Origin of the sequence: Streptomyces sp. NBC_01775 (genome assembly GCF_035917675.1) — a bacterium.
In the GTDB taxonomy this organism is placed as follows: Bacteria; Actinomycetota; Actinomycetes; order Streptomycetales; family Streptomycetaceae; genus Streptomyces.
The window spans coordinates 2,098,170-2,117,109 of the sequence record NZ_CP109104.1; the positions used below are offsets into that span (position 1 = coordinate 2,098,170).

The 18,940-nt window shown below is 67.7% G+C and carries 14 protein-coding genes and 1 pseudogene; 9 read left to right on the top strand and 6 right to left on the bottom strand.

Features of this window, described 5'->3' with window-relative positions; genetic code table 11:
* Positions 1 to 59 precede the first annotated feature (59 nt).
* The 5 genes from OHB04_RS09460 to OHB04_RS09480 all read right to left on the bottom strand — a co-directional run bounded on the left by OHB04_RS09460 (position 60) and on the right by OHB04_RS09480 (position 5,036).
* Positions 60 to 1,610, bottom strand: coding sequence for an AlkA N-terminal domain-containing protein (locus tag OHB04_RS09460; RefSeq protein ID WP_326687222.1), 1,551 nt, complete (start codon positions 1,608 to 1,610; stop codon positions 60 to 62).
* 50 nt (positions 1,611 to 1,660) lie between these two features.
* Positions 1,661 to 1,855, bottom strand: coding sequence for a hypothetical protein (locus OHB04_RS09465; RefSeq protein WP_326807283.1), 195 nt, complete (start codon positions 1,853 to 1,855; stop codon positions 1,661 to 1,663).
* A 184-nt stretch (positions 1,856 to 2,039) separates the two neighbouring features.
* Complete coding sequence (locus tag OHB04_RS09470) at positions 2,040 to 2,666, bottom strand: hypothetical protein (protein WP_326809423.1); 627 nt, start codon at positions 2,664 to 2,666, stop codon at positions 2,040 to 2,042.
* Between the two features lie 175 nt (positions 2,667 to 2,841).
* Positions 2,842 to 4,020, bottom strand: a complete 1,179-nt coding sequence (rsgA, locus tag OHB04_RS09475; RefSeq protein WP_326809424.1) for a ribosome small subunit-dependent GTPase A — start codon at positions 4,018 to 4,020, stop codon at positions 2,842 to 2,844.
* A 308-nt stretch (positions 4,021 to 4,328) separates the two neighbouring features.
* Positions 4,329 to 5,036, bottom strand: a complete 708-nt coding sequence (locus tag OHB04_RS09480; protein WP_326807284.1) for a recombination directionality factor — start codon at positions 5,034 to 5,036, stop codon at positions 4,329 to 4,331.
* Positions 5,037 to 5,496: 460 nt separating this feature from the next.
* Between OHB04_RS09480 and OHB04_RS09485 the strand changes: the two genes are divergently transcribed.
* Both OHB04_RS09485 and OHB04_RS09490 read left to right on the top strand, forming a co-directional pair.
* Complete coding sequence (locus OHB04_RS09485) at positions 5,497 to 9,477, top strand: hypothetical protein (protein WP_326687225.1); 3,981 nt, start codon at positions 5,497 to 5,499, stop codon at positions 9,475 to 9,477.
* The gene (locus OHB04_RS09490) at positions 9,437 to 9,979 is read left to right on the top strand and encodes a hypothetical protein (RefSeq protein WP_326687226.1); all 543 of its coding nucleotides are present in this window, start codon (positions 9,437 to 9,439) and stop codon (positions 9,977 to 9,979) included. The genes OHB04_RS09485 and OHB04_RS09490 overlap by 41 nt, the downstream gene beginning before the upstream one ends.
* Before the next feature lie 358 nt (positions 9,980 to 10,337).
* On the opposite strand, the gene OHB04_RS09495 is transcribed toward OHB04_RS09490, so the two are convergent.
* Positions 10,338 to 11,378 (bottom strand): hypothetical protein, encoded by a 1,041-nt coding sequence (locus OHB04_RS09495; protein ID WP_326687227.1) that lies wholly within the window; start codon positions 11,376 to 11,378, stop codon positions 10,338 to 10,340.
* 420 nt (positions 11,379 to 11,798) lie between these two features.
* Here OHB04_RS09495 and OHB04_RS09500 point away from each other — a divergent pair, with 420 nt between their 5' ends.
* The 7 genes and pseudogenes from OHB04_RS09500 to OHB04_RS09530 all read left to right on the top strand — a co-directional run bounded on the left by OHB04_RS09500 (position 11,799) and on the right by OHB04_RS09530 (position 18,365).
* Entirely contained in the window at positions 11,799 to 12,923 is a 1,125-nt protein-coding gene (locus tag OHB04_RS09500) for a hypothetical protein (protein WP_326687228.1), read from the top strand.
* A 72-nt stretch (positions 12,924 to 12,995) separates the two neighbouring features.
* Positions 12,996 to 13,559: a hypothetical protein gene (locus OHB04_RS09505; protein ID WP_326687229.1), complete on the top strand. Its 564-nt coding sequence runs from the start codon at positions 12,996 to 12,998 to the stop codon at positions 13,557 to 13,559.
* 87 nt (positions 13,560 to 13,646) lie between these two features.
* Positions 13,647 to 13,868: pseudogene (locus OHB04_RS09510) on the top strand (DUF5655 domain-containing protein); the annotation flags it as partial.
* A gap of 42 nt (positions 13,869 to 13,910) precedes the next feature.
* Entirely contained in the window at positions 13,911 to 15,167 is a 1,257-nt protein-coding gene (locus OHB04_RS09515) for a tyrosine-type recombinase/integrase (RefSeq protein ID WP_326687230.1), read from the top strand.
* A gap of 35 nt (positions 15,168 to 15,202) precedes the next feature.
* Positions 15,203 to 16,189, top strand: a complete 987-nt coding sequence (locus OHB04_RS09520) for a hypothetical protein (protein WP_326687231.1) — start codon at positions 15,203 to 15,205, stop codon at positions 16,187 to 16,189.
* Entirely contained in the window at positions 16,072 to 17,784 is a 1,713-nt protein-coding gene (locus tag OHB04_RS09525) for a tyrosine-type recombinase/integrase (RefSeq protein ID WP_326687232.1), read from the top strand. Before OHB04_RS09520 ends, OHB04_RS09525 begins: the two co-directional genes overlap by 118 nt.
* The gene (locus OHB04_RS09530) at positions 17,781 to 18,365 is read left to right on the top strand and encodes a DUF6262 family protein (protein ID WP_326687233.1); all 585 of its coding nucleotides are present in this window, start codon (positions 17,781 to 17,783) and stop codon (positions 18,363 to 18,365) included. Before OHB04_RS09525 ends, OHB04_RS09530 begins: the two co-directional genes overlap by 4 nt.
* Positions 18,366 to 18,940: the final 575 nt, after the last annotated feature.

The following is an 18,940-nucleotide window of genomic DNA, read 5'->3' on the forward strand; positions in this document are numbered from 1 at the left end:
CTCAGCACCCCGAGAGAGGGCAACAGAAAGATCCGCCGGACAGGCCGTAGGCCCCGTCGTCACCTTCCCGACTGCGCGGCGGCGGGCCGCGGAGCGCGGGCTTCCTCCTCGGCGAGGGTGGTCGCGTGCCACAGGTGGTGCAGGGCGTAGGAGCGCCAGGGGCGCCACAGTTCGGCCTGCCCCGCCTCGGCTCCGGCCAGCGCCAGGCCGTGACGTACGCCCACGTCGCCCGGCAGGAAGACGTCGGGGTCGCCCAGGGCGCGCATCCGCATGTAGCCGGCCGTCCACGGGCCGATGCCCGGCAGGGCCAGCAGCGCGCGCTCGGTCTCTTCGCGGTCGGCGCCCGGGTCGAGGACGACCGTCCCGTCCGCCAGCGCCTCCCCCACCACGCGGATCGTACGGCGCCGGGTCTCCGGCATGCCCAGCTCGCTCAGCGGGGCCTGGGCCAGCACCCCGGCCTCGGGGAAGAGGTGGGTGAGCGTGCCGTCCGGCGCCGCGAGCGGCTTGCCGTAGGCCACGACGAGCTTCGCCGCCAGGGTGCGTGCCGCGCCGACCGAGATCTGCTGCCCGAGCACGGCGCGCACCGCCAGCTCGTGCGCGTCGGCCGCGCCGGGCGAGCGCAGGCCAGGGGTGCGGGCCAGCAGCGGGCCCAGCGCGCTGTCACCGTCGAGGCGTTCGGCCACCGCGTACGGGTCGGCGTCCAGGTCGAACAGCCGCCGCACGCGCTGTACGGCAGTCGTCAGATCCCGCAGGTCGCCCAGGTGCAGCCGGCACTCCAGCCAGCCCTTGCCGCTGCGGGCCGGGCACTCGTCGACCTCGGCGACGCCGGTGCCGTAGGGCAGGTTCAGGGTGCGCCGGTAGGTGCGCGCACCGGGCTCGCCCCGCATCTCCTCGACGCCGGGGACGACCCGGCGCTCCAGGAAGCCGAACACCTGGCCGGTGGCGTACGGGCCCCGGTACGCCAGCCGCAGCGGCACCCCGCTGACGGCCGCTCCTCCGTGCGCCGCCGCCTCCCGCGCCTCGGGGCGCCCCGCCGGGCCGTGACCGCCGCGTGCGGACGCCTCGCGCAGGGCGGTCGGGGTGCGGGCGTAGATGTCCCGGACGGTGTCGTTGAACTGCCGCACGCTCGCGAATCCCGAGGCGAACGCGACCTCGGTGACCGGCAGCGGCGTCGTCTGGAGCAGCACCCGCGCCGTGTGCGCGCGCTGGGCGCGGGCGAGCGCGACGGGGCCCGCGCCCAGCTCAGCGGTGAGCTGGCGCTGGACCTGGCGCGCGCTGTAGCCGAGCTTGCGGGCCAGCCCGGCGACGCCCTGGCGGTCCACGACGCCGTCGGAGATCATCCGCATCGCACGGCCTACCAGGTCGGCCCGGACGTTCCACTCGGCCGAGCCGGGCACGGCGTCGGGGCGACACCTGCGGCAGGCACGGAAGCCCGCGCCCTGGGCCGCGGCGGCCGTCGGATAGAAGCGCACGTTCTCCCGCTTCGGGGTGACCGCCGGGCAGCTGGGGCGGCAGTAGATCCCGGTGGTCGTCACACCGAGGAAGAACACGCCGTCGAAGCGCGCGTCCCTGCTGCGTACGGCTTCATACCTGCTGTCTTCTGTCGTCACGCCTCCCAGTGTGCGCGCTCGCCCCGCTCAGTTCTGGCGGGAATCGGACATCACCATCCGGCGGCGTCGCGCGCGCCAGGCGCACTGCGCGCCCCGGGCTCGGCGCGGGAGCTGAGGGCGGGCGCCACGGGCAAGAACGGGAGCGCCGCGCACGCCAGCAGCCCGCCGGGACCCGCCCGTGCCGAGCCCAGCGCGTATCCGCCGTGGACGGCGACCGCCACGAGCTCCGAACCGAAGCCCGCCACCGACGCGACGGTCGCGCGGGCGCCGTCCTCGATACGGTCCTGGAGGCGGCCTCGGCGTGCGCGATCGCCCAGAAGAACGTGCCGAACGCGGTGGCGACCAGCAGGATGTCCGCCTCGTAGCCGGGCCCGCGTCGGGTGGCGTTCGGTGCCTGTGGAGGCTCAATGTCGCTTCATGGAGCCCAGGCTAGGGACGGGAGTCCGGCCCCCGCACGGAGTCTTCCGGCAGCCGCTGGAGCAGCCCCCAGGTGAACTCCGCGACCACATCGTGGAGTTCACCCTGGGTGTCGGGAGCTGTGCAGGCCAGCTGCTGGGAGAGGGGCGTGGAGCCCTCGCGAGGCCGGGCGGGAGGGAACGCCTGCGCGACCTCGTCCACGGTGCAGGACCAGGGCACCAGGTCCTCGACGGTGCGCAGCCGGGGCGGAGGCGCGCCGGGTGCCCGTACGAGCCACTCGTTCCACACCGCGCCGCCACCGGGCGCGCTCATCACCTCGAAGCGCAGGTCGGGCCACAGCGGCAGGGCCCAGCTGAGCGCCTCGCAGGTGAGGTCGCCGACCTGGCGGCGTTCGGTGGCCTCCGGCGGGCCGAGGACGGAGCGGTAGCGGGCGAGGGACCCGCGCGAGGCGCCACGCGGGGACCGGACCATGGCCTGCCAGCGCTTGTTGGCCTCGCGCATCGCGGCGAGGCCGACGCCGAGCGCGCGCAGAGCCTCCTCGACCCTGTCGCGCTGGAAGTCGGCCATTCTGCGCAGCAGGACGAGCTGGAACTCCAGCGGCCCGAACGGCGCGGCGGGTGCGGGTGTGGCCCTGGCCATCAGAAGGTCCGCGCGGTGCGGAGCGGCGACGCGTTCGGCCAAGGGGGCAACCACGGGAGCATGGAGGGGACGGTACCAACCGGCACGTAGTGCCCGGCGCCGGGCCGACCGGCGCCGTACCACCCCGGCGCCGCACCACCCGGCACGTACCGTCCCCTCCAAGACCCGCGGAGCGCTACGGCTTGCGGCGGGGGCCGCGCTTGCGTTCCGTCATGTGCCGGCCGAGTGCCTGCCGCTGCTTGAACATCTGACGCTGCTCGGCGCGCAGCCGCGCGTCGGTGCGGGCGGCCAGCCGGGTGTTCTCGCGCAGCAGCTTGCGGTAGCTGTCGAGGCGCCGCTCGGGCAGGATGCCGTCCTCGACGGCGGTCAGCACCGCGCAGCCGGGCTCGGCCTGGTGGGCGCAGTCCTGGAACCGGCACTTCCGGGCCAGTTCCTCGATCTCCGAGAACGCCTGGCCCAGGCCCTCCTCCGCGTCCCACAGGCCCACGCCGCGCAGCCCGGGGGTGTCGATGAGGACGCCGCCGCCCGACGAGGCGGGCAGCGGCAGCAGGTTACGGGTCGTCGTGGTGTGGCGGCCCTTGCCGTCCCGGTCCCGGATGGCCTGCACGGTCTGCGCCTCGTGGCCCAGCAGCGCGTTGGCGAGCGTCGACTTGCCCGCGCCCGACGGACCCAGCAGCGCGGTGGTACCGCCCGCGAGGACGGCGGCGAGGATGTCGACTGCCTCGCCGGTCTCGGCGCTGATCGACAGCACCTGCACGCCGGGCGCGACGGTCTCCGCGTCGGCGAGCAGGTGCGCGACGGTGGCCGCCTCGGGGACGAGGTCCGCCTTGGTGAGGACGAGCAGCGGCTCGGCACCGCTGCTCCAGGAGAGCGCCGACTTATGCAGCAGTGCCTCACCACTCGAACACGACATCGCGAGCGCGAGGAACCGCTCGATCCGACCAAGATCCAGATCGTCGGCGAGCGGCACACAGATGACGACGTGATCGATGTTAGTGGCCAGGACCTGGCCTTCGGAACGCTTCGACGACGTCGACCGCACGAAGGCGTTGCGGCGCGGCAGCAGCGTCCGCACGTACCGAGGGTCACAGCCCTCAGGATCGACGGCGACCCAGTCCCCCGTGCACACGACCTTCATCGGGTCTCGCGGTACGACGAACTCGGTGTCGGCACAGATGGTGCCTTCGGGGGTGACGACGTCGCACTGTCCGCGATCGACGCGTACGACGCGGCCGGGCAGGAGTCCCTGCTCGGCATACGGCGCGAACACGGCCTCCCAGTCCGCGTCCCAACCGTACGAAGTCAGCGAATCCGAGGGGGATGGGGAGGGTGAGGAGGGCGAAGATGAGCCCAGGAAAGAAGAAGAGGAAGACAAGGGGTGACCCTTCACAGGGCGGCCCCGACTGCACGTTCAACTGCGCAACTGCACGCGCCTGGGCGCGAAGAAAGGAAGCAGGTCAGCCGGTGGCCACAGAGGTGGACTTGATGAACTTCCGGATGCGGGCAGCGCCCATCTCGACAACAGCCATCGGTCACACCTCCCGGGTCCTTCTCAGAGCGTCAGCAGCGGCGAGCAGCCGCTGCACGAACAAGGGCGACCATAGCCGCACGCCCCGGGACGTGCCACCGCTTTTCCGCCGCGCCCGCGAGCCCAATCGAACCTCACGCCACCAGGCAGACATCGCCCCGCCTGCCGACCCGACGCCCCTTGACCTCAAGCACGGGCCTGCGATAGCTCACCAAGATCCCCGACCCGGTGGTGAATTCCACCAACTGATAACTCAGGACACAGTCCACTGAGGTTCCGTGCATCACACGCTCCGCCGAGGGAAGCGATTCCAGAAGCTCCCACGACGTCGAGACGAGCTGGAAAATTCCTACGTCAGGAAGACCGGCCAGCCGAAATCGCAGGCGCACCTCCGGCACCGGCCCCCGTCCTGCCTTTGCCGCCGCCTTGCGCTCCTCGACGGTGGCAGGACAGCCGCACGGACCCCCCTCGGCACCCGTGGAGTCAAGAAGATTGGCTCCATCGCAGACGTGGAACACCTCACCGGCGGCCCGCATCACCATCCGCACAGACACGGGCTGCCCGCCCGTCAGAACCACAGAGATCGATTCACATCGCGTGAGCACTTCATAACCCCGGCCGGCACCCTGGCCCGTCAGCTCCGGCTGCCCCCCGTACAACCCCGCGAGAGCATCAGCCACGTCACGGTCCCCTGTGGTGATCCGCCAAGACGACACCGCGACCGGCCTGCCGTCGACCTGTCGGCCAACATGGAAATGCCCTACCGGAGCGCCCGCCGTATCACGCAGCAGAGGAACTTCTCCTACCGCAGCCCCATGCTTCTGGTCCTTGCTGTGATCCATGGCTTCTCTCCGGTCGAGCCGTAAACAGGAGCCATGAGGATCCGCAACATCTCCCGTTTGGCGAGGCCGGATTTCCGTTGTATGCATCGGGGTGGGCTGGCCGACTACGACGGACAGCATGTAGGTCAAGTACAAGGAGACCGCGCGGGGCGGGCTCGCGATCAACGTCATCGAGTGCTGAGCGCACCACCTGTGACCAGGTGATTCACGTCTTTCAGCTCTGTCACGGTCTTGCCCTTCTGTACGGCGGAAAGTCCCTGAAAAGTCCCTGGCAATGAGCCCCGCCCTGGGTTTGAGCCTGCGTGCTCTCCCTCGTGTGCATCGATGAAGGGCTGGCGCAGCATGATCGGGGCCCCGGATCCCGCAGTCACGTACCGGTCACTCGCAAGAAGCTTGCTTGGCTCCCTCTCTCTGAGGCTTACGGGATATACCGTGATGTCCCATACGAGCCGCACGCTGGGTGCGGTACAAGAGCTGCTTCGGCGGCTCGATGGGGGGAGCAGTGGTACCTCGACCGGGAGGCGAGACCGACAAGTTCGGCAATCGCTACGAAGCCGCCTGGACAGTCCGACATGCGCTCTACGTCCTCCTCGGCAGGGGTGAATCACTCACCGTTGAGCCCGATGTCCCCCTGGGCGAGGGAGCCGAGTTCGTCTTCTACAGCAGCGGTAGGACCGAGGTACACCAGGTCAAGCGTCAGGACCGCAATGCCAACAATTGGAGCGTGGCCTCACTGCGCAGGAAGGAGATTTGGCAGCATCTGCGCACTCACGCGGAGGCGGGGCGCCACTTCCACTTCGTCTCCACGGTCCCGGCACGGCCGCTCCAAGAACTCAGCGACCGGGCTCGTCGCTCCGACGATTACCCGGCCTTTGTCGCTGGCTGGCTGACGGAAGAGCTTCGCAGTCACTTCGACGAACTCGCCTCCCCTGGTATCTACGGATCACCCGAGATGGCTTGGCGCATGCTGAGGTTCCTATGGGTGCAGTGCCACGACGAGGGGGACGTCGTCGCCATCAATACGGTCCTGGCCGAACAGACCCTCGAAGGATTCTCTGGGTGCCAGGCAGCGCTCGCCCTGGGCGATCTCCTCAATAACAACCTGGGCGCCCGCTTAGACGCAGCGGCCATCATGAGGCGGCTCGCACAGTACGGGCTTCGGCGGATGCCACAGGTGGATGCCGAGCCAGTGGTCGATGCGGTGGGAGAGGCTACCCGGCGCTGGGCCGCGAGCACCGAATCCGATTTGCTCAAGCCAGTGATTCAGCGCGAGGAAGCCAGCCGTCTGATGGCTCACGCCGGCAACGGACAGCAGATCACACTACTCACGGGCGCAGCCGGAGACGGCAAGAGCGCCGTGCTGCACCAGACGTTCGCAGCACTCGATGAGGCAAACATCCCCGTGCTCGCGTTTCGGCTCGACCGGCTGGCCTCCTTCGCGACGACCGCGGAACTGGGCGAACTCGTCGGCCTCCCTGTGTCCCCCGTCAGCGCGCTCGAAACGGTGGCGCAGGGGCGTTCTTGCTTCATGATCGTGGACCAGCTCGACGCGGTCAGCAGGATGTCCGGACGGGCGCCCGAAGCCCTCGATGCGGTGGCTGACCTGATCCGTGAAGCAACGCTACATCCCGCCATGCGAATCATCCTCGCCTGCCGCAAATTCGACGTCGATAACGATCCTCGCATCCGTCAACTGACCGAGGAGGACCGCTGCATCCGTGTCGCCGTCGGCAGCCTCACCGATACACAAATCGACGCAGCCCTCACCGCGATGGACCTGGAAGCAACCGACGTTGACCCGACTCAACGGGTACTACTGGGATCGCCGCTGAATCTGGTACTCCTCGCCTCCATCGCCCGCCAGGATGACGCCCTTTCTTTCCGCACCACTAAGCAGCTTTTCGATGCGTTCTGGGACACGAAGCGAATCAACTGCCGCCACAGGTATCCGTCCGTACGCTTCAATGATGTCGTCACGGCAGTCGCTGAGGCTATGAGCGACCGGCAGCAACTGGAAGTACCATACGCAGTACTCGACGGAGATGACCTTTCCGCCAGCGCCAACGTGCTGGTGTCAGAACACGTCTGCGTCCGCGACGGGCAACACCTCGCCTTCTTTCACGAGAGCTTCTTCGACTATGCCTTCGCCCGTGGCTGGGCCAGTCGCGGTGAATCGCTAAGCACCTTCCTCACCAGGAGCGAGCAGGAACTCTTTCGACGGGGTCAGGTCCGGCAGATTCTTACACATCTGCGCGAACTGGAACCGGAGCGATTCGCAGAAGGAATTACGGAACTGCTGGCGCGCCCAGACATCCGCTACCACATCAAACATCTTGTGCTCGCTGTCCTCCGGGACATGGAGGCACCGACCGCCATAGAATGGGATGCCGTCGCACAGGTACTGGATGGTCGGCCAGCGTTCGCGGGTCAGTTGGCGCATTCACTCAGCACCTCAGCATGGTTCCACCGGATCTATTCCGAGGGAGCCATCGAGGACTGGTTGTCGGGAAACGATCCGCGAGAGCATGACTGGGCGCTGCGGATCATGGCGGGCGGCGTCGCGGAGTACCCTGAAGAGGTGGCTGGACTTCTCGGGCCACATACGTCAGCCGCAGAGTATCCTTCGCGGCTGGCATGGATCATCCGTTTTGCCGAGATCTCGGAGAGTCGGGCGCTCTTCGATCTGCTGTTGGATGCGGTGCGAACGGGACGCTACGGAGAACACGAGCGCTTTCTATGGGTTTCCTTGGGCGACCTCGGGTCGCGTCGGCCGGAGTGGGCAGTCGAACTCCTTAGCGCCCATCTAGTGGAACGCCCCGGGGCTCTGGAACTCGACGGCACGGGGAAGGTTCGCGGGCTTCTCAGCAGAGACCATTCCGTCCTCGACCTGGTGAAGTCCGCCTCTGCTGGCGCTCCGGAAGCCTTCTGCGACTGGCTGCTTCCCACCCTACTCAAAGTCATGGAGACCACCGCGCTCTCGCCGAGACTCGGTTGGCCCGTCGCCGACCGTCACTTCGGCTTTCGTTACCCGGACGACGGCCCCAGCACACTGGACGAGGCGTTTCTGCAAGGCATCTCCGTAGCGCTGCGAACCGTCGCACAGCAGACTCCACTTCGAGCCCGCCCGTTCATGGAGCAGCTCGCGGACGTTCCCTATGACGCAGCCCAATGGCTTCTCTATCAGGCTCTGGGCGCCGCAGGGGAAGCTTCTGCTGGCTGGGCAGCCGAGCTGCTGCTTCAGGGTCGGCACCGGCTGCTTTCCCCTTACGGAAGCAACGTGTCCTGGGGAGCACGCCAGGTAATCCGCTCCATCAGCGGATTCCTCCCTGCGGCGACCCACCACCAGCTCGAAGAGGCAATCCTATACCTCCGCCTTCCCCCCAAAGAAAAGCTGTCACCGTGGACTGAGTTCAATCTACTGTCCGCCATGTCGGAGCACCAACTGTCTACGCGTGCGGCTCGCCGCCTGGGAGAACTCATCCGCCTCCACGGGGGACAGAGCCAACCAGCGGAACCACAGAAGATGACGGCACGAGTCATCGGAGCACCTATCGAAACAGAACCCGCCCAGCGCATGAATGACGACCAATGGCTCCGTGCCATGAAAACGCACCACGAGGACAAAACCGATTGGGAGCGTGGAACCGGGGGCGCCCGGGAGCAAGCCCATGTCCTGGAGAATCAGACGATGGCGGACCCAGCCCGGTTCGCCCGTCTCGCCTTGAGGTTCGACGCGGAGACCCATTCCGCTTACGGAGCATCTCTACTACTCGGCCTGGGGAAGGCTGAATCGCTGAGCAATCCAGCTCCGGTCTTCGCTGCAGTGAGGCACCTGGCCAATCTGGGCAAGCCAGAACATGACCGCTGGTTGGGTTGGTCGCTCCGGCAGTACCTCGCGTCCGTACCCCTCGACCTCGTCGGGCAGTTGCTCGACCGGGCACTCCACTCTGCAGATCCCGCGGCCGGTGACTCCGGGATCATGCAGGACGGCGAACGCGATCTACTTCACACCGGCATGAACACGGTGCGCGGAAGTGCCGCCGAGAGCCTGGGCGATCTACTCATCCACGACCCGGACGGCTCCCGCAGCGCCCTAGTGATTCCTCAGCTCGACATCCTTGCCACCGACCCATCCCCCGCGGTGAGGGCCCGTACAGCCCATACGCTCCATGCCGCGTTGCGACACTTTCGCCCCGAAGCCACTGAGGCATTCACCAAACTGATCGCCACAGACGATCAGTTGCTTGCCACACGACGCGTGGTGAACCTCGTCGCCGCCATGAGTCACGAAGGCGCAGAAACCACTAAGCCGGTGATCGAACGGATGCTGACCTCACCGGTGGACGCGGTGCGGATGACTGGGGGGGCTCCTCGCGGCACTCCGCGCCACGCAGTGGGATATGCCGGACCTGCTGGAAGCGATCCTCAGTGGGGACGATGAACTGCAGCGGCAGGGGGCCGCTCAAATGTGCGCCCAAAGAATTGCGGACACTGGCGACCTGGCAATCACACAAGCCGCGCTCGTCCAGTTCTTCCATGACCCACAAGATTCAGTACGCGAGGCAGCCTCCAAGACAGCCACCGCACTGCGAGGCAGACGGCTGCGCCCCTACCGCGAAACGCTCACCAAGCTGATCGCCTCCAGCGCCTTCAGCCATGCCCTCCCCCAACTGCTCATCACCCTGGAGCATGCGGCGGACCGCGTCGATAACTTGGTCCTGGGTTGCGTACGGCGCTTCATCGAGGTTCATGGCAGCGACGCAGCCGATTTGTCCACCCACGCAGCAGCCGACGCGTACCACATCGGAGAACTCCTGATCCGCGCCTACGCCCAGGCCAGCTCTCCAGCCCAACGTTCGGAGATTCTGGACGTGCTGGATGACCTGCTCCTCCAAGGGGCTTATGGAGTAGCCAAGGCAGTAGTTCAAGTCGAGCGTCTGTGACGACGAGCCCACCAGGTACCTGATGCGCTCATGCGACTATCCGCCATCGGCTGCCCCATCTGCCGGCCAACGGCTTACATCGCACCTAAGACCTACGCATTACGAGCACACAGGCGTCCATGCTGGCTCGTGATCGCTGGTGCCGCAGGGTGACGTCGTGCCTGATCAGGGCACGTATACCCGTCCAGGCCGCTCCCTCTCGTGTTGCACCGTCCGCAAGCGTCCGTCCAACCACGGTCCAATCGCGCCCCGCGCCCGTCCCCTCTTGGACCGAGTCAGGGCTGTTGTCGTCTCCCTCCAAACCGCTGCCGCCCGGGGGTCTCATTACGGCGAGCGGGCCGATACGACGCGGTCTTCGCTATGCGGAGATCTCTCCTGACCCACTGCCGCACAGTCTCACGATGGTTTCGGGGGACAGGCTGCTGTCCCCAGCCTGGTCAGGCATTCTCCGGAGGATGGCCTGCCACAGCTCCGCGCTGAGGCGTGCAGGAGGCTTCTCGGCGGTGGTACGCAGTTCCAGAACGGCTGTCTTGTCAGGGTCTTCGAGTACGAAATGTTGGTCGCGGTTCGGCCCCTCATCGGTGTCGCCACGAAACCGGGTCAGCCGCAGCGGCACGCCGAAGACCGGGTCCAGAAGTGCTGCGACGATGTGGTGGGGCCCGGGGCCCCGCTCTGGTGTGTGTGAGGATCGTACGACCCATCTGGTCAGGTTGGAGGCGGCCCCGCGGTATCCGTCGACGAGGTATGTGTTGGCCGAGGTGTGCAGGAGTGCAGCGCGGCGCAGTAGGGCGCTTCCGAGCCATGCACCGCGCTGCCAGGTCCGTACGAAGGAATCGGCATCGTCTTCCCACATGAGGGCGTGCTCTTGTTCGCGGGCGGTCCGCCGCGTCGGCGAGGCACTCCAGCAGAATCGCATGGTGTCCGGATCGATCCACTTGGCATGGGTGGCCTGTTCGGCTCTGTGCCAGGTCGTGGAGGGAAGGCCGCCAAGTCGTAGCTGTGCGGCTCGGCCCAGTACGCGGAGTTCGATCGCCGTGCGCAGGCGCTTGGTGATGCGCAGGCCAGCGAGGCCGTGCAGTTCCTCGTCGTCCGGGGCGGAGGTCGGCAGCAGTTCGAAGAGCACTTCTGCCGCGCGCTCTTCGCTCTCCAGTTCCAGGGTGATGCCGGTCGGTGTGGGGTGCACCGCGACCAGGCCGAGGGGGTATCGGGTGAAGCAGTCGCGTGTTTCGAGAAGTCGTAGGAAGACGGTGGCTTCCAGGCGTTCTTGGGCTGGAGAGGCCGGGGCTGGGATGGGGTTCTCGCTCGCGCTCAATCGGCCCAGGGCTCTGATGGCTTGCTGGTGCCCCTCCCCCGTGTACTGGCGACGACGGTGGGCGGCGGCTTGCATGGACGAACTCATGAATCTCCTGCGCGTCTCGGCCCAGGACGCGTGGATTCGAGGTCCGATGCGAAGGTGGTGCACTTGATGTGGTGCCGACCGGTTCACCCGAGCGTGGAGGAAGGGGCCGAATCTCTCCGGGGAGCGGTGGTCGAAAGCCGCAGCCGCACTCTAGGGGCACGCAGCGGCTGCCTGGCGCTGGGGCACCTCTCTCCTTCGCAGATTCACGCGAAAGAAGCAGGGTCCTTGCGTCGGCAATCGCTGGCGGATAATTTTCCCTCTGGGATGAGGGAGCCCTCGTCGTGCGCCCCGGATCATTGGCGCAGCGTGTCGGAAGCCCAGTGGTGTCCCCTCGTAGTTCTTCTCTTCACTCGCACGAGCGTCCACTGACAGCTCTTTCTTCACGCTGAGGTCCGGCAGCGGGATCCGAAGGAGTTCGTCATGCGTCCAGACGACGCTGTTTCCCTGTGCCGCCGGTATACCGGGGAGACCTGGGAAGGCGCCAAGGAGCGCCTCGAAGGACGACCCGAAGGCGGTCCGCTCATCCCCGCAGCCTGGGGCGACCAGGCGTTCCTGGAGAGCGAGCTGTTGCGGGCTCTGCTGGAGTATCCGACGACGTACACCACACGGCCTCTGCGCATTGAGCGAGTCATCCCCCGAGAGGCCGGGATGGTGGTGCGGTTCGCAGCCGATTCCGACGCCGATGGCCTCGCGGATCTGATCGCCTGGGGACTTTTCCCTACCGGAGGGAGGAACGACCTCAAGGGGGTCCTTGGGCTGCGCATCGTCGCTGCCGGCCACGGCAGGCTCGACGTAGGCGTGGTGGGAACCAACGCGTCCGTGCGCCTGGAGGGTGTTCCGGACCAGGCGTGGCAGGAAGCGGAACGGGAACGTCAGGCACGCGCCTCCAAGCACGAGGGCTCGGTCCCGTTCCGGCATAAGGGTCTGACGCCGGAGGAACGGGCCTTTGTCCAAGCTCACGGGTGGCACGAGGAATCCTGGCGTGAGACCGCCCCGCTGGGGAGTGCTCTTCTTCGACGGTTGATGATCTTCCGCTCAGCGTCCGACTGGCTGGACCTGGCCGGATTCACCAAGAACCAGACGTACGGCTTCCGCCTATCCTTCGCGGAGTCTCGGTGGATGTCACATGACGCCTTCATTCGGCATCTGACACGTCCAGACATCGGGGTCGCTCTGAAGAAGCACTTGAGGTCTTGCTCGTGCGCATTCGGGCAGACCGGGTGCCGTCTGTGGTTCGATGCGTCGGGGACACCCGGCGGGCGGCTCGACCTGCAGTTCCTCATCGAGGAGTCCCTCTGCGACGTCGCGGAGTTCAATCAAGCGTTGGCCTTCACCGGGAGTCCGGGCGAGGAGATCGCCCGGGTAACGGGCTACCCGCCGGGGCTGAGCGTGGACTGCGCGCCGTCATGCCACCACCGCCACGGCACCGTCGCCTTTCTGAAGCGCATGGCCAAGGGGCGCCGAAAGAGTCGCGAGAATTCCGGCCCGGGAGCGCCTTTGTGCCGAGACGGTGGGCGCTCACAAGGGAAACGCACTCAGGGTTAGAAGTCCCGGTTGGGTGCGGGCAGGGCACGGGCCCGCACCCCTCCCCTACCGGGCGGCGGTTACTGTGAGTAGATGAACGCCGCCACGGTCAGTCTGTTGGGAGTTGTGGCCGCTGCAGTGATCGCGGCGAGCGCAGCAGTCGTCGGCCCCCTCATCCTGCAACGTCGCAAGGAACGCGTCGAGGAGAGCCAACGGCTCCAGGACGAGACCACGCGCCGCATGGACCTCGTAAACGACGTCGGCGTGCACTGCCGCGAATGGCTCCTCTACCTCGTGCGTTCGCTACGGGACACGGAGGCTGGCCGGACGATCGCCGTGGCTGAGTTCGACGAGAAGTGCCAGGCTCTGAGATTCGCAGCCGAGGACGCCTTCGCACGGACCTCCAGCGCTGGGTATGAGCTGTCGGACAGCGGCCTCGCCGACACCTTGCGGGACATGGAGACGCAGGTCCGCGATTCCCTGCTCCGAGCCGCTCCTTCCGAGCATCTGACCCGGCTCCGGACCGAGGCCACCGGTTACTTCACTCCCAGGGCGATTGTCAGACTGCGGATGCTGGACGAGGTCAGCCACCGGCAAGCGCCAACCGATCCTCTTGCTGGCACGGTCTTTGAACAGCGGCGCCTTCCGCGCTCATGACTGTCTGTGGCGATTCCCCAGGAATAAATACCCGCTGGCTTTGATTTCCGCTGCGGAGTGACCGCGCACGAGCCCCCGGGGAGGGACATGAGCAATCTGAAGGTCTTCCGGGTCAGAGACGGCCGAGCGACGGAGATACCCGGGGCGTCGGTGGCGGTGGAGCGGGAGCTGCAGTCGCTGATCGAGGCCAATATGGAGGCGATGCTCGGCATCCGTTTCCTGGCCTCGGAGTACCGGACCGGTCGACACCGAGGCCGGGTGGATTCGCTCGGGCTGGATGAGAACGGCACCCCGGTGGTCATCGAGTTTACCGACCGGGGGTAGTCCTGCCCGTGATGTCCGTCTGGGACTGTGACCAGCACGTTCTGGGCTTGTTTACCGACCTTGTCCGGGGCGTCTGTCATGTTCTGGAGTCGGTACGGAGGACGAGTGGCACGGCATGTGGTGGTCGGGGACCTGAGGGTCCAGCAGATCGAGCGGAGGGACGGGCGGCGGTCGTGGACGATCGTGTGGCCCGAGGGGACAGTCCATGCGGAGGCGGATCGGTTCCTGCGTCTACATGACGGTTCGGGAACGCAGAGGACGTACGCGTATCTGCTGGTGGACCATCTGCGGTGGCTGGAGCGGGAGTGTCTGGCCTTCGCCGCAGTCCAACTGAGGGATTTGGAACGGTACATGGGCCTGGTAGGTGCAGAGGTCCGCATGCTGCTCGGCGAGCCGTGGCGGGTCGGCAAGCGCCCATACGGCCACTCCGCCCTGTCGACCGCGGCGGCTTGTCTGAAGGGCTTCTACCTGTATCAGTCCGCCCTCGGTGTGAACGGGGATCTCGGCAAGAAGCTCGATAAGTCGCGGTTGCCGTCGCGGGTGGACCGGCGCCGTTCGTTCCTCGGGCATGTGAAGTCGTCGCTGCCCACCAACCCGCTGGCGCCGAAGGGGCCTCATCGCTGGCATCCGAAAATGCTTCCGGACGGCGCCCGGGAGAGGCTGCTGGAGACGGTGAACGCCGCCCGGGACCGGCTGGTGGTCACCTGGCTCGCCGACGGGGGCTTGAGGATCGGTGAGCTGTGCGGACTGCACCTGGTTGACCTGCACCTGCGGGAGAAGGCGGCCTGCGGCGAGTGCCGCGCCCCTCACCTGCACGTCTGTCACCGGCCCGGCAATCCGAACCGGGCCGAGGCCAAGAGCAAGCACCCCTGGCGGGTCGAACACGGCATCGTGACCGGCGGCCTGATCAAGCGGGTCAGCCCCGCGATGGTGCATACCTACTTCGAGTACGTCACCACCGAGTACCCGCGCGGCGCCGGGCACGGCATGCTCCTGGTCCAGTTGCACGGCGCCGATACCGGACAACCGTGGGCGCCGGTCGGGGCCAGGCGGATGCTCGGACGGGCCGGGAAGCGCGCCGGACTCGGGACCGTGAAACCCCATGCCTTCCGGCACTCGTTTACTTCCGCGGTTCTCGACGCCGCCGACGGCAACGTGTTGATCGCCCGGGACGCCGGCGGCTGGGCGTCGGCCGCGATGGTGGATGAGGTCTATGGCCACGTCGATGTCCACAACTCGGTCTTCGACGCCGCCCTGCGCACGGTCTGGGGTGGGACAAAGTGACGGCGCCATCCCTATTGCCGCAGCAGGATGCCCGCATGCGACGGGACCGGCTGGAGGTGCTCACCGCGCTGATCAACGGGCCCGAGTTCGACCCGTCGCTGTGCGGCGGGGTGCTGAAGATCCCGCCGACGCACCCGGTCTATCCGTGGAGCTGCACGGTCGTCGACTGCGAGCGGCCCCGCTGGCGGCGCTACGCGATGTGCTCGGTGCACGCCGAGCAGTGGCAGGGGTCGGAGGAGCGCGGCATGAGCCGGGCTCAGTTCCTGCGAACCGCGGAGCCGCTGCCGGCCACGGAGATGCCGGAGGCGATGATGTGCCGGATCTGCCCGCAACGGCCGGCGTTCAGCCCGCAGCTGGTGCTGTGCTTCCGGCACCGTAACCGGTGGCTGAGCCACCTGAAGCGACACCCCGGTGGGGATGCGGAGGAGTTCGAGCGGTGGCTTGCCGACCAGCCGTCGCTGCCGGGCTACGGTGAGTGCCGCGCGGATGTGTGCGACGAGCGGGCCGCTTCGCCGCTGGGGTTGTGCGGCGCGCACGAGCGCGGCTACATCCGGGCCGGGCGGCCGGGCGGGGCGAAGCCGCCGAAGAACTTCTTCGCCACCTACGAGCGCCGTGATCGCCCTGTCCCGGTGACTTGTGAAGACGAAGTCGCCTTCCGCGCCTGGTGCCGTGCACAGCTGCCGGTGCACCGCACCGGAACGGTCAACCTGCGCGGGCTGAGGCCCTTGCTGCGGGCGGAGGTGCAGTGGGGCATGTATGTCCACGGCCTGCAGCCCGTCGCCGTGTGGTACCTGACGTGGGTGCAGTCGCTCGCGGACGAGTGCCAGCGCCGCGACGTGGACTCCCTGGCCGGCCTGGAGGCGTCCGTCTTCCGCCGCGCCTACCACCAGCGCATGGTCCATAGATGCAACAGGCCCTGCGGAAAATCTACTTCACCGCCTCCGAGACCCGGGATGCCGGCTACATCGAGACCGAGCACTTCGGGGTGCGCTTCCCCCACCGCTCCAGCTACGTCGACCTGACCTGCGTCTCCCAGCGCTGGCTGCGCGACCTGTTGTGGGATCACATCGCCGACGTGCTGCGCTCGCCCACCTGCCCGCGCAGCGCCCAGCCAGTGGACTTCGTGCGCCGCGCCGGCGCTGAACTGTCCGCGTTTTTGGAGGCGGAGGCACCGAGCGGTGGCCACGACCCGTCCGTGCTGCGCGGCGAGCACGTACACCGCTTCGTCGCCGACCTGCGCAACCGCGAACGTCTCGGCCTGGGCTTCCGCGGCCAGGCCCGCCTGGACGGCAAGAGGGCGAAGGTCACCGAAAACCCGCGCCGGATGGTGTTCAACTACGGCCGGTCCCTGCTGCGCGGCACGCTGGACAGCGGCAGCGCCGACCAGATCGGCCTGGACCGCACCTTCATCGCCGCCATGCCGGTCGGCGGCCCGGGCACGCCCCGCAGCCGCAACCCCTTCCCCGACGAAGTCGCCCAGGCACTTGCGGACGAGGCCAACCTGCAGCAGCTCGCCGACGGCTATGACCCGCACGACCGGGGCCTGAGGGACATGTGGGAAACCATCATCGTCACCGGCCGGCGCGCCAGCGAGGTCATCCAGCTCCGCCTGGACTGCGTCGGCCGCTACGGCGGGCTGCCCCTTCTGTGGCACGACCAGACCAAGGTCGGCAACCTGAACGCGGCCGTCCGCATCCCCGACCATCTCCTGGACCGGCTCGAAGCACGCCGCCAAAAGACCCTGACCCACTACGCCGACCGGCACGCCGGCCGCCCGCCCACTGCTGCCGAGCGTGCCCATCTGGCCTTGTTCCCCACCGACATCCTCAACCCCGACGGCCGCCGCGCCCTGTCCTACACCTGGTTCCACACCGGCTTCCGCAGCTGGCTCGCCGAGCTTGACCTCGGCGGTCACTACGTCGCCCACCAGGCCCGGCATACGCTGGCCACCCGGCTGCTGCGGCACGGCGCGACCCTGACGCACATCCGCCGCTACCTCGGCCAGGTCTCCGACCGCATGGCCGAGCACTACGTCCACCTGACCCAGTCGGACCTGGACGACGTCCTCCAGCATGTGTGGGTCGCCGGCCCCGGCACCGCCCACCCCGGCGAACTCCTCACCAGTGACACCACCCCGCTCACCCGCGAACAGGCCCAGGCCCTGGCCATCGACCTCTCACGCCGCAGCACCCCCGCCGAGGGCGGGTTCTGCACCTTCCAACCCGTCGTGAACGGCGGCGCCTGCCCCTTCAACCTCGACTGCCACAACTGCGACAAGTTCGTCCTGTCCGGCGCCGACCTCCTCTATTGGCGCCGCAAGCGCGAACAGTGGCGGCTGCTGGCCGAGGGCGCCTCCGACGACGCCACCGCCGACTACCTCCACCGCTACTTCGAGCCCACCGCCCGCGCCATCGACGGCCTGGAGAAGGCCCTGGCCGGACTCGGCCTCCTCGACGACGCGCTCGCTTTGGATCTGCGCAAACCCCAGGACTACTTCCACCGTGTCTGGTCCACCGCCTTCCGCGCCGCCGACCTTGCCGACGCAGGCAGCAACTGCGACGGCGAGTACAGCGATACGTGCACAGCCGACGACAACCCCGAACAGGACACTCCATGACGACCGCCACCATTCCAGGACCCCGCACCGCAGCGGCCTTAGCCGCCCGCCGCCGCAAGACCGAGACCGCCCTCCAGCGGGTCCACCAGGCCATCGCCCGCTTCCGACGCGAGAAGGACCAGGTCAGCGTCGCCGCCGTCGCCCGCCGTGCGAACGTCTCGCGCACCTTCCTTTACGACAACCTTGAGGCCAGAACCGCGGTCGCTACCGCGATGGCCGAGGCCGGCGAACGCCGGTCGCGGATGATCACCCAGCTGGACGACGAACGCGAGGCGACCTGGCGTGAACGCGCGCTGTATGCCGAGGACGCGCTCAAGGCCACCCGCACCGAGATCTTCGCCCAGCGGACCCGCCTCGGCGAACTCCTCGGCCAGATGCGCGACTTGCAAGCCGAACGGACCGAGGAGACCATCCAGCGGATCACCACCGAGAACACCACCCTAAAACAGCGGGTCCGCCAACTTACGGCCGACAACCGCACCCTTGACGAGCGACTCAAGGCAGCCCGCTCTAACCTCCGCTTCCAGGACCGCCGCGTCGCCGACCTCGAAGCCCAGATCGTCGACTCAACGACGCGTTGAATCGACCCGGCCGAGTACAGACGGCGGTCTCAGCGGCCTTGATCAGTGAGACCGCCCCTCGCTGACGCGAACACTGAGCTGGACACCCAACTCCAGGAAGTCCGACGCAAGCGCCACACGCTTTGACGGATTCGGCCGGACTCTCCACTGCAGAAGCAGCCCGGCGGCCAGCGCATGACTCACCGTGGCAGATGCCACAACTCGCGCCGGCCCCCGGCATCGGTGGTCCGGCGTAACCAATACACCGAGGTGAGCCACCGACTGCGGTCAAGCTCGCTAACCAGCGTAGGCAACCCCGTCGCCACCGTCACGGAGGACGAACGCACGAGAAGTGATGTCCTCCATGCCGGCCTCGCCGAAGTCCTCTCCACATCACGGGCCAGGAGCATTGCCAGCTCAGTCGACGCCCGTCACCTGCTCGACAGTGCGCCCCGCACCCTGAGGCAGCTCCGCATGCGCGCCGACAGGGGCATTTTCGGATGAGTTCGCTGCCGCCGCCGCAGCTCCTCTCTGGAATCGATCCAAGCCATGGCCGCCTGCAGGCATGCAGCAGATGGGTTCGCCGGGTGGGTGGG

Bases quoted from the DNA above. Each gene is read 5' to 3' on its own strand.
- OHB04_RS09525 (WP_326687232.1), top strand. From the start codon at position 16,072: ATGCAACAGGCCCTGCGGAAAATCTACTTCACCGCCTCCGAGACCCGG.
- OHB04_RS09530 (WP_326687233.1), top strand. From the start codon at position 17,781: ATGACGACCGCCACCATTCCAGGACCCCGCACCGCAGCGGCCTTAGCC.
- OHB04_RS09500 (WP_326687228.1), top strand. From the start codon at position 11,799: ATGCGTCCAGACGACGCTGTTTCCCTGTGCCGCCGGTATACCGGGGAG.
- OHB04_RS09495 (WP_326687227.1), bottom strand. From the start codon at position 11,378: ATGAGTTCGTCCATGCAAGCCGCCGCCCACCGTCGTCGCCAGTACACG.
- OHB04_RS09470 (WP_326809423.1), bottom strand. From the start codon at position 2,666: ATGGCCAGGGCCACACCCGCACCCGCCGCGCCGTTCGGGCCGCTGGAG.
- OHB04_RS09520 (WP_326687231.1), top strand. From the start codon at position 15,203: ATGCGACGGGACCGGCTGGAGGTGCTCACCGCGCTGATCAACGGGCCC.
- OHB04_RS09505 (WP_326687229.1), top strand. From the start codon at position 12,996: ATGAACGCCGCCACGGTCAGTCTGTTGGGAGTTGTGGCCGCTGCAGTG.
- OHB04_RS09480 (WP_326807284.1), bottom strand. From the start codon at position 5,036: ATGGATCACAGCAAGGACCAGAAGCATGGGGCTGCGGTAGGAGAAGTT.
- OHB04_RS09490 (WP_326687226.1), top strand. From the start codon at position 9,437: ATGCCGGACCTGCTGGAAGCGATCCTCAGTGGGGACGATGAACTGCAG.